This is a genomic window from Bradyrhizobium sp. AZCC 1721 (assembly GCF_036924715.1).
Taxonomy (GTDB): domain Bacteria; phylum Pseudomonadota; class Alphaproteobacteria; order Rhizobiales; family Xanthobacteraceae; genus Bradyrhizobium.
Genome location: NZ_JAZHSB010000001.1, coordinates 2450871 through 2462913 on the forward strand (window position 1 = coordinate 2450871; position 12043 = coordinate 2462913).

Sequence of the window (12043 nt, forward strand, 5' to 3'; positions counted from 1 at the left end):
GAAGGTCAGCATGGTCTATCGGCAGATCATCGGTGCCACCACCTATGCGTTCGACGGTTTGCGCGAGCTGCTCGCCAAAGCGACACCGCCGCGATCCGGCGACCGTCTTGCCGGCGTCGCGGCCGATAGCGCGGAACAGATGATCGCAGCGCGAATGGCGCTCGCCGACGTGCCGCTGAAGCAGTTCCTCAACGAGGCCGTCATTCCCTATGAGGATGACGAGGTCACCCGGCTGATCATCGACAGCCACGATGCCCCGGGCTTTGCTGCCATATCGTCGCTGACCGTCGGCGGCTTCCGCGACTGGCTGCTCTCCGACGCCGCAACAAGCGAGTCTTTGGCGAAGGTCTCGCGCGGGATCACGCCGGAAATGGCCGCCGGCGTCTCAAAACTGATGCGCAACCAAGATCTGATCCTGATCGCCAAGAAATGCGCGGTAACCTCGGCCTTTCGCAACACCATCGGCCTGAAGGGGCGGATGAGCGTGCGGCTGCAGCCCAACCATCCCTTCGATGACGCCAAGGGCATTACCGCTTCGATCCTCGACGGCGTCCTCCTGGGATCGGGCGATGCCTGCATCGGTATCAATCCGGCCAGCGATGATCCCGCCGTGATCGGCGAGTTGCTGCGGCTGCTCGACGGCATCATCTCGCGGCTGCAGATCCCGACGCAGGGCTGCGTGCTCACGCATGTCACCACGACGCTTGGATTGATCGGGCAGGGTGCGCCGGTCGATCTGGTGTTTCAGTCGATCGCCGGAACGGAGGCTGCCAATCGCAGTTTTGGTGTCGATCTCGCGCTGCTGCGCGAGGCGCGTGAGGCGGGGCTGTCGCTGCGCCGCGGCACGGTCGGCGAAAATTTGATGTATTTCGAGACGGGGCAGGGTTCGGCGCTGTCGGCCAACGCCCATCACAATGTCGACCAGCAGACATGCGAGGCGCGGGCCTACGCGGTGGCGCGCGCGTTCGATCCGCTGCTGGTTAACAGCGTGGTCGGTTTCATCGGTCCGGAATATCTTTTCGACGGCAAGGAAATCATCCGCGCCGGCCTGGAGGACCATTTCTGCGGCAAGCTGCTCGGCCTGCCGCTCGGGGTCGACGTCTGCTACACCAACCATGCCGAAGCCGATCAGGACGACATGGACAATTTGCTGACGCTATTGGCCGCCGCCGGCGTCACCTTCATCATGGGCGTGCCGGGCGCCGACGACGTCATGCTGAACTATCAGTCGACCTCGTTCCACGACGCGCTCTACGTCCGGGACCTCTTCGGCTTGAAGCGAGCGCCCGAGTTCGACGATTGGCTGGTCCGATCAGGCCTCGCGGACGGCAATTTCCGGCTTGCCGGCAACGCCGGCCTGCTGCCCGAATTTGCCTCGCGGCTGATCGCCTGAACTCCGGCCTGCAGATTTTCGTGCAACCAATTGAACCCAAAGCGAGTTAGAAGTCACAGTCACAATATTGAAGAATTTCTGGCCCAACTTTCAATGTCGTGCTTAAATTCATGTCAGCCTTGAGGAAATTTGATGAGAGCTGAAGGCATTGGAACGGTACGGCGTATCCTGTGCGTCTTCCCGCGCTATACGTCTTCTTTCGGCACGTTCGAATACGCCTATCCCCTGACCGCTGGCGTGAAGGCTTTCATGCCGCCACAGGGCCTCCTCCTGATCGCGGCCTATCTCCCGGCAAACTGGCAGGTGCGTTTCATCGACGAGAACATTCGCCCCGCCAGCAAGGAAGACTTCGAATGGGCGGAAGCGGTGTTCGTCAGCGGCATGCACATCCAGCGCCAGCAGATGAACGACATCTGCCGCCGCGCGCATGCCTTCGATCTTGCGGTCGCGATCGGCGGCCCGTCGGTGAGCGCGTGCCCGGATTACTATCCCTCGTTCGACTATCTCCATGTCGGCGAACTCGGCGACGCCACCAATGAACTGATCGCGCGGCTGGCGCGCGACCCTTCGCGTCCCGAGCAGCAGGTGGTGCTGACGACCAGCGAACGCCTGTCGATGACGGAGTTTCCGATTCCGGCCTACGAGTTGGCGGAAGTGAAGAAGTATCTGCTCGGCAGCATCCAGTATTCGAGCGGCTGCCCCTATCAGTGCGAGTTCTGCGACATCCCCGGGCTCTATGGCCGCAACCCGCGCCTGAAGACGCCGCAGCAGATCGTTGCCGAACTGGACAGGATGCGCGAATGCGGCATCACCGATACGGTCTATTTCGTCGACGACAATTTCATCGGTAATCGCAAGGCCACGCTGGATTTGCTGCCGCATCTGATCGAATGGCAGAAGAGGACAGGCTACGTCGTGCGGCTGGCGTGCGAGGCGACGCTGAACATCGCCAAGCGGCCCGAGATCCTGGAGAAGATGCGCGAGGCGAGGTTCGTCACCGTGTTCTGTGGCATCGAGACGCCCGATCCCGACGCGCTGCACGCAATGCACAAGGACCACAACATGATGGTCCCGATCCACGAAGGCATCCACACCATCAATTCCTACGGCATGGAGGTCGTCTCCGGCATCATCATGGGTCTCGACACCGACAAGCCGGGCACGGCGGACGCACTGCTCAACTTCGTCGATGAATCGCGGATTCCGCTGCTGACGATCAATCTGCTGCAGGCGCTGCCGAAGACGCCGCTGTGGGACCGGCTGGAGCGCGAAGGCCGGCTCAACGATGACGAGAGCCGCGATTCCAACGTCGAATTCCTGATGCCCTACGACCAGGTCATCAATTCCTGGAAGCGATGCATGGAGGTCGCCTTCCAGCCCGAGAAGCTCTATGCGCGCTACCAGTATCAATGCGACTATACCTACGCCAACCGGATCAAGGTGCCGGTCGCGCCTGAAATGAAGACCTGGCCCAACATCAGGCGCGCGCTGATCATGCTGCGCAACATCTTCTGGCAGGTCGGTGTGCTCAGCGATTACAGGCGCGTGTTCTGGAAATTCGCGATCGGGCGCCTCAGGCGCGGCGATCTCGAAGGGCTGATCGGTTCGGCCACGATCGCGCATCATCTGATCAAGTTCGCGCGCGCGGCGTCCGGCGGCCAGCAGAATGCATCGAACTATTCGATCCGGCTGCGCGAGGCCTCCGTGCCTGCCGAGTAAGGCTCATGAAAACGCCGACACCGCCGACCCGCTCGCTCGAAGCCCTGCGGAAGCTGACGCCGGCGCGCGTCGGACTCGGCCGCTCCGGCGCGAGCATGCCGACCGACGCGCTGCTTGCCTTCACCCTCGACCACGCACGCGCGCGCGATGCCGTGCATGCCGCATTCGATGTGGAGCATCTGATTGCCGGATTGGCCGGCCTCGACCTGCAGGTCAGTGAGGTTTCCAGTCAGGCGGGCAACCGGCGCGACTATCTGCGCCGCCCCGATCTCGGACGCATGCTCGACCCGGATTCGCGGCGCGCACTGGAAAAGCAGGGCGGCGGTGCGAACCAGGTTGTGATCGTGATCGGCGATGGGCTGTCGTCGGCGGCCGTCAATGTCCACGCGGTCGAGCTGGTCCGCCATCTTGCTCCGCGCCTGACGGACGCCGGGATCCGGTGCGACCACGTCGTGGTCGCTTCCGGCGCACGCGTGGCGCTGGGCGACGAGATCGGCGCCGTGCTCGGCGCGCAGATGGTGGTGATGCTGATCGGCGAGCGGCCCGGCCTGTCGGCCCCCGACAGTCTCGGCGCGTATCTGACCTTTGCGCCGCGCGGCGGCCTCACCGACGAGAAGCGCAATTGCGTGTCCAATATCCGCGGCGCAGGCCTGAGCTACGATGAGGCCGCCTTCAAGATCGCGTGGTTGGTGCGTGAAGGCATCGCGCGCCAGGTCACGGGCGTGGCGCTGAAGGACGAAAGCGGAACCGCGCTGATCGCCGCCGGTGGCGCTGGCAGGTGTGGCAAATCAGAGACTTAACGCGCATTTTCGACATTTGCGTCCCGATTTGCCCTGCCGCGCGCGCTTGCCGGATCAGGTTCGGGCCTGTAAAACGGCGCCGGTTAATTTACCGCGTGATTTCAAGGGCTAGTGCCGATCGGATAGGGGCTGGCAAAGCCGTATTCGCGCCACCAAGCTGCACAAAAAACCAAGCTACACAAACAGGCCGACGTGAGAACTGGACAGGGTATGCTCGACAAGAACTCGGAAAGTCGCGTCCACGTCGCAGCCATAGAGGAGCCGCCGCAGGGCAAGAGCATCGCCTTCGGGCTCGAGCGCATGGGGCTGATCGCGATCAAGGCGCCGATCCTGTCCATGGTCATTCTCGCGGTGCTGATCGTGGCGGCGATCTTCGGCATCCAGCGCATCAAGATCGACGACTCGCTGAGCCAGTTGTTCCGTTCCGATTCCAAGGACTTCAAGCAATATGAGGCCGTGACCAAGCGCTTTCCGGCGACCGAATTCGACGTGCTGGTCGTGGTCGAGGGCAAGACGCTGCTGGCCCGCGAGAACCTCGAAAAGATCCGCGACATGGTCACCGACCTGCAACTGGTCGAGGGTGTGCGCGGCCTGGTCTCGCTGTTTTCGGCGCGTCAGGCGCCGGAGCCCGGCAAGTTGCCGGCCGCGCTGTTCCCGCCCGAACTGCCGCAGGGCGCCGCCTACGACAAGTTCGTCGAGACCGTCAAGACCAACGAGATCATTCGCGGCAAGCTGTTGTCCGAGGATGGCACGCTGGCGCTGATCGTGCTGTCGCTGGAGCCGAAGGTCGTTTCCTCGAACGATCTCGGCACGGTGGTCGGCGAAATGCGGAAGATCATGGCCGAGGATCTTTCCGGCAGCGGGCTCAACGCCCAGCTTTCCGGCGTTCCCGTCATGCAGCTCGAGATCCGCAACGCGGTCAAGCGCGACGGGCTGACCTACAACATTCTCGGTATCCTGGCCGGCTGCATCATCGCGATCGTTTTCTTCCGCAAGATATCGTTCATGGTGGTTGCGGCCTTCCCGCCGATCATCGCGATCCTGCTCGCGCTCGGTGGCCTCGGGTGGGCCGGTTTCAACCTCAACATGTTCCTGAACGTGATGACGCCGCTCATCATGGTGATCAGCTTCTCGGACTCCATGCAGTTGACGTTCGCGGCGCGCGACCGCCTCATTGCCGGCCAGGACAAGCTGAAGGCCTTCACCAACGCCGTGCTGGTAGTCGGCCCGGCCTGCGTGCTGACCCATGGCACCGCCGGCATTTCCTTCATCGCGCTGCAATTCTCCGATTCCGAACTGATCCGCAAATTCGGCGAGGCCGGTCTTGCCGCCACCATCATCGCGCTGGTGGCCGTGCTGTCGCTGGTGCCCGTATTCGGCGTGCTGTTCGTCCGCAACGAGAAGATTTTTGCGGTGAAGTTCCAGAGCGCCGACGCCGGCGTGCAGGCGCTGCGCAATTTCTGTTACTGGATTGCGGTCCGCATGGTCAGCCGCCCCGGCATGTTCAGCCTGATCGCGCTGATCTTCGTCGGTGCGCTGGGCTACATCTACGCCACGCTGGAGCCGCGCTACCGGCTCGCCGACCAGGTGCCGGACAAGCGGCAGGCGGTGGCGGCATCGGGCCGGCTCGACGCCAAGCTCACCGGCGCCAACCCGATCGACGTGCTGATCGAATTCCCCAAAGGCGCCTCGCTCTACGCGCCGGAAACCTTGAAGACGATCGCCGACGTCCACTCGATGGTCGAGAAGTCGGCCGGCGTCGGCAACGTCTGGTCGCTGGAAACGCTGCGCCGCTGGCTCGCCGAAAAGGCCGGCAGCAACGACGTCGCGACGCTGAAGGAATATGTCAGCGTCATCCCGGAACATCTGGTCCGTCGCTTCATCTCGGCCGAACAAGATGCGGTGGTGGTCTCAGGACGTGTGCCCGATCTCGATTCGAGCGAAATCCTTCCCGTGGTCGACAAGCTCGACAAGGCGCTGGACAAGGTGCGCGCCGAGCATCCAGGTTATGAGATTGCGGTCACCGGCCTGTCGGCGATTGCCGCCCGCAACAGCGCCAACATGATTTCGAAGCTGAATGCCGGCCTCACGGTCGAGTTCCTGCTGGTCGCGATCTTCATTGGCCTCGCATTCCGCTCGGTCGTGGTGATGTTCTCCTGCATCCTGCCCGGCATTTTTCCGGTCGTAGCATCGGGCACGGTGCTCTGGATAATGGGTGAGGGGCTGCAATTCGCCAGCGTCGTCGCGCTGACGGTATCGTTCGGCCTCGGCTTGAGCGCCACCATCCACTTCCTCAACCGCTTGCGGCTGGAGAGCAAGCCGGGCGTGACCGCGGGACTGGCGGTTGAGCGCGCCACCGTGCTGGTCGGTCCGGCGCTGATTCTGACCACGGTGGTGCTGGCCTGCGGCCTCGGCGTCACCGTGTTCTCCGACCTGCCGTCGCTACGCTTGTTCGGCTGGCTCAGCGCGTTCTCGATGATTGCAGCGCTGGTCGCTGACCTCTTTATCCTGCGGCCGACCTCGATGTTCCTGATCAGCCTGTCGGAAAAGATTCGCGGCGTCAGTCACGCCAAGCCGGCGGAGAACAAGGCCGCCGAATAACGAACGCTGCTGAACAATAGGGGTTGCCGGCCAACGGCAGCCGCAGAGGGGATGAGGAATGACGTCTGCAGGATTAGCCGCTCGCCCTGCGGCCGACGCTGCCGCCTACCGCGCGGTCGAACACATCTATCATTCCTATCTCACCGGGCTGATCCTGATGCTGGCGTCGCGGGCCGGCGCGCCGCGCGCGGCCGAGGTGGTATTTCGCACCTTCCGGCGCCAGCAACTGGCGCGCTTCCTTCCCGGATTGAAGAAGCTCGGCCTCGACCAGCTTCCGCATGCGGTCGCGTGCGCCCAATATCACTATCTGTCGAACCAGGTCGGCGGCGTGAAGGTCGAATATGTCTACGAGAGCGACACCAAGGCCTGGGTGCGCTATCCACCGCCGCGCTGGATCTGGTCCGGCACGGCCATTTGCGGAATCCCCTCGGAAGTCTCGCGGGCGATGTTGCGCGGATGGCATGCCAACAACGGCGTCGTGCTCGGCAATCCCAGGCTCGGCTTTGTCTGCACGGGTCAGACCGTCGACGGTCAGCCGGGGCTCGAAGGTTACTACAAGGAATGGGATCACGATCTCGCGCCTGAGGAGCGACTGCAGTTTTCGCCGGGCGAACGCTGTCCGCCGTTCCGTGCCGAATTCGCGCCGCGCCTGCCGGAGAATACGTGGCCGGAGGAACGGCTGCAGAAGGTGCTTCGCAATTATGCGATGGAGTACATCACCTCGGTCGTTCCGGAGACGATTGCCGTGCTCGGACCGGAGGAGGGCGGCCATCTCGCCGGCGCCGCGGCGCGGCTCGTCGGGATGCACACCTTCGACGACGTCGCTGCGCTGTTGGGTGGCGTGGAGGCGGGGGCGGTGGGTTTCGCCAAGGCCTTCGCCCGGCTTGCGCGGGGGCAGGACGATGATGCGGAACTGCAAGTCGAAGGCTCGGGCGCAACCGTGCGCCAGATTTCGTGGCGCCTGATGACGGGACGTGAAGCGCTGTCGCCTCAAGTGTTCGATGCCTGGAACGAATTGTGGGTGGGGGCCGCGCTCGCGCATGATCGCTTCATGCGTGTCGAGGTGACGGAACGCCGCGACCGCGGCGAAGCGCATTGGGCGTGGCAATTCCGCTGAGCTGCCGAAAATAAAAATGGCGGCACCCGGGGAAGCCGCCATTGGCACTACTGCTTCCAAGAACCGTATCAGGTCCTGGTCATCGTGATCTTGACGCCGCGGATCTCGCCCTTGGAGTCGATCTGCACGCTCTGCTTGTTGCCGGTGGTGCGCAGATTCAGGTTGGCTGCAAATCCCGATGCTTCGACAAACACGTCGATCTGGCCACCACCGGCGGTGCCCTGCAGATTGCCGAAGATGTTTCGGCTCTTTTCGCTCCAGTTGCCCGAAATGCGTTCACCCTGGCTGGTGACATCGCTCGAGAGATCGAACTTGTAGCTGTCGCTGGCGCAGTGCAGGTTTTGCTTCAGGCCAAGCCCGTTGGCGTTGACCTTGTAGTCGGCCTTGCAGCGGATGTTCTCGGTGGTGCCGTTGGAGAGCGCGACCGTGCCTGTGCCGCTCCAGTTTCCATCAAAGCCGGCAAACGGGCCGCCCGCCTGCGCATGGCTTTGAGCGATCGACAACATCAGCGCGGCGCCGACGCCGGCCGTTGCAAGAGCCTGACAGAGCAAGCTGGAACCAAACAGTTTCATCGTGAGTCATCCCCTCAAATAGACGTTCTTCGTAAAGATAGGTCTCGCCGCATCGAAGATTTAGTGTTCCCGCAGTATGTTAGGTTCAAATGACCGGGATGCTGTTTCCGGCGGTCGCGGCAGGAAGAAACGCCGCAAGCGACCGAAGGGAATCAAGGCGTTGCATCAGCTCCGTCGGCGCAGCATCTAGCTTCGCGCTAGATCGTCTGCAAGAACCAATTTCCAAGAAAGTGTGGCAGAAATACACTTTAGATATCAGCCGGTTATTTATCGCGCTGAGATCGCCGTAAATTTAGCCGCATTTGCCATGCTTGTCCTGTACACGTTGCTGCGTTACGCGGCACCTGCCATCCAAACAAATCCGCCCGGCGAAGCCGAAACGCAAATCGGGAACGGGATTTCATGCTGCCGAAATGAAGGAATACGATGCGTAAATCTCTCCTGGCCCTCACCTTGTTGTCGATCTCGATTTCTACGAGCGTCTTCGCCCAGCAGCCGCAGCAGCGCAGCGGAACGGCGGAGGAGCAGAAGGCCTGCACCCGTGACGTGCAGAAGCACTGCCGTCCGGTCATCGACCAGGGCGACCTCACGATCCTGGCCTGTCTCAAGGAGAATCGCTCCAAGATCAGCGCGGCCTGCAACACGGTTCTCAAGAACAACGGCCAATAAGGCGCTACGCCCGTCAATCCTCGCGGAAAAAGCCATGTTCGGCTCTATGACGCGCGTCACGGGCGGGGTTAATAAGCCCATATAGCATTGGTTTTGGTAGCGTATTCCCCTATATGGGGCTCGCGATCTCGCATGCGCCGAGCGTCGGCGCATGCCGCCAATCCCGATTGATGTAGCCAGTTTTTGATGACCACCGCGAGCGACCTGCGATCCGGAAAGACCGACCGCGACGAGAATTTTCCTGTCGCGTCGTGGATCATTCATCCGCGTCACCGGGCGCTGATCCTCGCATTCTACAATTTCGTCAGGACTGCCGACGACATCGCCGACCACGCGACCCTTAGCGCGGAAGAAAAGCTGCGCTATCTCGACCTGCTCGAGGCCGAACTGCTCGGCAAGGGCGACACGCAAGCGGAGGCCGTCAATCTGCGCCGTGCCTTGGCCGAGCGCGCGATGGCGCCGCGCCATGCGCTCGACGTGCTGGTCGCGTTCCGGATGGACGTTACCAAGCTGCGCTACGAAAACTGGGACGACGTCATTCATTATTGCCGCTATTCGGCCATGCCGGTCGGTCGTTTCATGCTCGACGTTCATGGCGAGAGCACCTCGACCTGGGCCGCTTCCGACGCGCTGTGCGCGGGCCTACAGATCAACAACCATTTGCAGGACTGCGGCAAGGACTACAAAAACCTCAACCGCGTCTACCTGCCGCGCGATGCGTTGGCAGCAAGCGGGGCCACCGTCGAGATGCTGGGCGAGGGGAAATCGCAGCCGGCGCTGTTGCAATGTCTCCATGCGCTCGCGGTGCGGACTGAAACCCTCCTCAATGGAAGCAGGTCGTTGAGTGTCGCGGTAAAGGATTTTCGGCTCGGACTCGATATTGCAGTGATCCAGGCATTTGCCGACAAGATCGTCGGCATGCTGAAAGTGCGCGATCCGCTCAGCGAGCGCGTGCATTTGAGCAAGCTGGAGTTGCTCGGCCATACCATCGGCGGCATCGCCGGCGAGGTCACCCGCCGCGCGATTGGACGCCGTCCCCAGGCAAACCCGGCGGCCGACGCATGACGTTGCATCCGGCGGCGGCCAACGCAGATTACGGTGCCACCGCGTCCGGCAGCTCGTTCTACGCCGCGATGCGCATCCTGCCGCGCGACCAGCGCGAGGCGATGTTCCAGATCTACAGCTTCTGCCGTCAGGTCGACGACATCGCCGATTCCGACGGCCCGCGACCCGAGCGGCTGGCCGCGCTCCAGCAATGGCGCGACGATATCGATGCGCTGTATCAGGGGCACCCACCGCCGCGTCTGCAGGACTACGCCGCGTCGGTCAAAACCTTCGGTCTCAAGCGCGAGGATTTTCTCGCCGTCGTCGACGGCATGGAGATGGACGTGCCGCAAGACATCCGGGCGCCGGATCTTGCGACCCTCGATCTCTATTGCGACCGCGTCGCCAGCGCCGTCGGGCGACTGTCGGTGCGCGTGTTCGGCCTGCCCGAGGAAGACGGCATACTGCTCGCCCACCACCTCGGGCGCGCGCTGCAGTTGACCAATATCCTGCGCGACATCGATGAAGACGCCGGCCTCGGTCGCCTCTATCTGCCTCGCGAAGGCCTGCTGCTTGCCGGCATCACGACCGACGATCCGCAGCGGGTGATCGTCGATCGCGCATTGCCGAAAGTATGCCTGCCGCTGGCCGAGCGCGCGAAAAAGCATTTCGAGAAAGCCGACGAAATCATGAAACGCAATTCGCGGCGCGTGGTGCGCGCGCCGCGGATCATGTCGAAATATTACCGCGCGATCCTGGACTTGCTGCTGGCCCGGGGCTTTGCCGCCCCGCGCGAGCCGGTCCGCGTCCACAAATGGGCGAAAATCGCCATCCTTCTCCGATACGCGATCATCTGATGCAGAAAAACGTTCATATCATCGGCGCCGGCATTTCCGGCCTTTCAGCGGCCGTGCGGCTCGCCAACGCCAATTACCGGGTGCATGTCCACGAGGCCACCCAGCAGGCCGGCGGCCGTTGCCGGTCCTATTTCGATGGAGCCACCAACCTCACGATCGACAACGGCAATCATTTGCTGTTGTCCGGCAACCGCCATGCGCTGGCCTACGCCAAATCGATCGGCACCGAGTCGGGGCTGGTCGGGCCAAAGCTTGCGCAGTTTCCCTTTGTCGACATCTCAACCGGCCAGCGCTGGCAACTCGACCTTGGCGACGGCAAGTTGCCGTTGTGGGTGTTCGACCAGGCGCGCCGCGTCCCCGATACGAAGCTGTTCGATTACCTCGCATTGATGCCGCTGATCTGGGCAGGGACCGATAAGCTGGTCGGCAATGCGATCCCCTGCAAGGGCACGCTGTACCAGCGGCTGGTGCAGCCGCTGCTGTTGGCCGCGCTCAATGTCGATCCGCCGGAGGGTTCGGCGGGCCTAGCCGGCGCGATTGTGCGGGAAACGCTGCTGGCGGGTGGGCATGCCTGCCGGCCGCTGATCGCGCGCGATGGCCTCAGCGCCGTGCTGGTCGAGCCGGCGATCAAGCTTTTGCAGGACAAGGGCGCCTCGATCCAACTCGGCCATGAGCTGCGCGAACTCGTGATGAAGGGGAGCCATATCGGCGAGCTGAAATTCGTTGGCGACAGCATCGCGCTCGGCCCCGACGACGTCGTGGTACTCGCAGTGCCGCCGCGCCCTGCAGCGGCGCTGCTGCCGGGATTGAAGACGCCGTCGAAATTCCGCGCCATCGTCAACGCGCATTTCCGCTTCGATCCGCCCAAGGATGCGCCGCCGATTCTAGGCGTCGTTGGCGGGCTGGTGGAGTGGCTGTTCGCATTCCCGCAGCGGCTGTCGGTCACCATCAGCAATGGCGACCGGCTCGTCGACATGCCGCGCGAAGAACTCGCGCTGGCGATTTGGCGGGATGTCTGCAAAGCCGCCGGCCTGCCGGGCGAAACTCCATTGCCGCCCTGGCAGATCGTGCGCGAGCGCCGCGCGACCTTCGAGGCGACGCCGGAGCAGAACGCACTGCGGCCGGGGGCGGTGACGTCCTTCAAAAACCTGTTTCTCGCCGGCGACTGGACTGATACCGGATTGCCGGCAACCATCGAGGGATCGGTACGGTCGGGCGATCGCGCCGCCGATCTGGTCCTGGCGAGGCGTTAGGCCTGAGGACGAGTTGCG

The 12043-nt window shown here is 63.0% G+C and carries 10 protein-coding genes; 9 read left to right on the plus strand and 1 reads right to left on the minus strand.

Annotated features, from left to right (window positions below):
* Positions 1-10 precede the first annotated feature (10 nt).
* The 5 genes from V1273_RS11620 (at position 11) to V1273_RS11640 (ending at position 7630) form a co-directional block, all read left to right on the plus strand.
* Positions 11-1393, plus strand: a complete 1383-nt coding sequence (locus V1273_RS11620; RefSeq protein WP_334409685.1) for an ethanolamine ammonia-lyase subunit EutB — start codon at positions 11-13, stop codon at positions 1391-1393.
* 132 nt (positions 1394-1525) lie between these two features.
* The gene (locus tag V1273_RS11625) at positions 1526-3112 is read left to right on the plus strand and encodes a B12-binding domain-containing radical SAM protein (RefSeq protein ID WP_334383008.1); all 1587 of its coding nucleotides are present in this window, start codon (positions 1526-1528) and stop codon (positions 3110-3112) included.
* 5 nt (positions 3113-3117) lie between these two features.
* Positions 3118-3912 carry an ethanolamine ammonia-lyase subunit EutC gene (gene eutC, locus V1273_RS11630; protein ID WP_334409686.1) on the plus strand — a complete coding sequence of 265 codons (795 nt, stop codon included), beginning with the start codon at positions 3118-3120 and terminating at the stop codon, positions 3910-3912.
* A gap of 210 nt (positions 3913-4122) precedes the next feature.
* Positions 4123-6513 (plus strand): efflux RND transporter permease subunit, encoded by a 2391-nt coding sequence (locus V1273_RS11635; RefSeq protein WP_334409687.1) that lies wholly within the window; start codon positions 4123-4125, stop codon positions 6511-6513.
* Between the two features lie 58 nt (positions 6514-6571).
* Positions 6572-7630, plus strand: a complete 1059-nt coding sequence (locus tag V1273_RS11640) for a hypothetical protein (protein ID WP_334409688.1) — start codon at positions 6572-6574, stop codon at positions 7628-7630.
* A 68-nt stretch (positions 7631-7698) separates the two neighbouring features.
* On the opposite strand, the gene V1273_RS11645 is transcribed toward V1273_RS11640, so the two are convergent.
* Positions 7699-8202, minus strand: a complete 504-nt coding sequence (locus V1273_RS11645; RefSeq protein ID WP_334367819.1) for a hypothetical protein — start codon at positions 8200-8202, stop codon at positions 7699-7701.
* A 426-nt stretch (positions 8203-8628) separates the two neighbouring features.
* Here V1273_RS11645 and V1273_RS11650 point away from each other — a divergent pair, with 426 nt between their 5' ends.
* From V1273_RS11650 to hpnE, 4 genes are all read left to right on the plus strand, one after another.
* Positions 8629-8871, plus strand: a complete 243-nt coding sequence (locus V1273_RS11650; protein WP_334367820.1) for a hypothetical protein — start codon at positions 8629-8631, stop codon at positions 8869-8871.
* A 186-nt stretch (positions 8872-9057) separates the two neighbouring features.
* On the plus strand, positions 9058-9936 hold the full coding sequence (hpnC, locus tag V1273_RS11655; RefSeq protein ID WP_334367821.1) for a squalene synthase HpnC: 879 nt from the start codon (positions 9058-9060) through the stop codon (positions 9934-9936).
* A complete protein-coding gene (hpnD, locus tag V1273_RS11660; RefSeq protein WP_334367822.1) occupies positions 9933-10772 on the plus strand; it encodes a presqualene diphosphate synthase HpnD in 840 nt (279 codons plus the stop codon). Before hpnC ends, hpnD begins: the two co-directional genes overlap by 4 nt.
* Positions 10772-12025: a hydroxysqualene dehydroxylase HpnE gene (hpnE, locus tag V1273_RS11665; RefSeq protein ID WP_334409689.1), complete on the plus strand. Its 1254-nt coding sequence runs from the start codon at positions 10772-10774 to the stop codon at positions 12023-12025. Before hpnD ends, hpnE begins: the two co-directional genes overlap by 1 nt.
* The last annotated feature ends 18 nt before the right edge of the window (positions 12026-12043 follow it).

Coding starts and splice junctions, on each gene's coding strand:
- hpnD (WP_334367822.1), top strand. CDS start 9,933: ATGACGTTGCATCCGGCGGCGGCCAACGCAGATTACGGTGCCACCGCG.
- eutC (WP_334409686.1), top strand. CDS start 3,118: ATGAAAACGCCGACACCGCCGACCCGCTCGCTCGAAGCCCTGCGGAAG.
- V1273_RS11645 (WP_334367819.1), bottom strand. CDS start 8,202: ATGAAACTGTTTGGTTCCAGCTTGCTCTGTCAGGCTCTTGCAACGGCC.
- hpnE (WP_334409689.1), top strand. CDS start 10,772: ATGCAGAAAAACGTTCATATCATCGGCGCCGGCATTTCCGGCCTTTCA.
- V1273_RS11625 (WP_334383008.1), top strand. CDS start 1,526: ATGAGAGCTGAAGGCATTGGAACGGTACGGCGTATCCTGTGCGTCTTC.
- hpnC (WP_334367821.1), top strand. CDS start 9,058: ATGACCACCGCGAGCGACCTGCGATCCGGAAAGACCGACCGCGACGAG.
- V1273_RS11620 (WP_334409685.1), top strand. CDS start 11: ATGGTCTATCGGCAGATCATCGGTGCCACCACCTATGCGTTCGACGGT.
- V1273_RS11650 (WP_334367820.1), top strand. CDS start 8,629: ATGCGTAAATCTCTCCTGGCCCTCACCTTGTTGTCGATCTCGATTTCT.
- V1273_RS11635 (WP_334409687.1), top strand. CDS start 4,123: ATGCTCGACAAGAACTCGGAAAGTCGCGTCCACGTCGCAGCCATAGAG.
- V1273_RS11640 (WP_334409688.1), top strand. CDS start 6,572: ATGACGTCTGCAGGATTAGCCGCTCGCCCTGCGGCCGACGCTGCCGCC.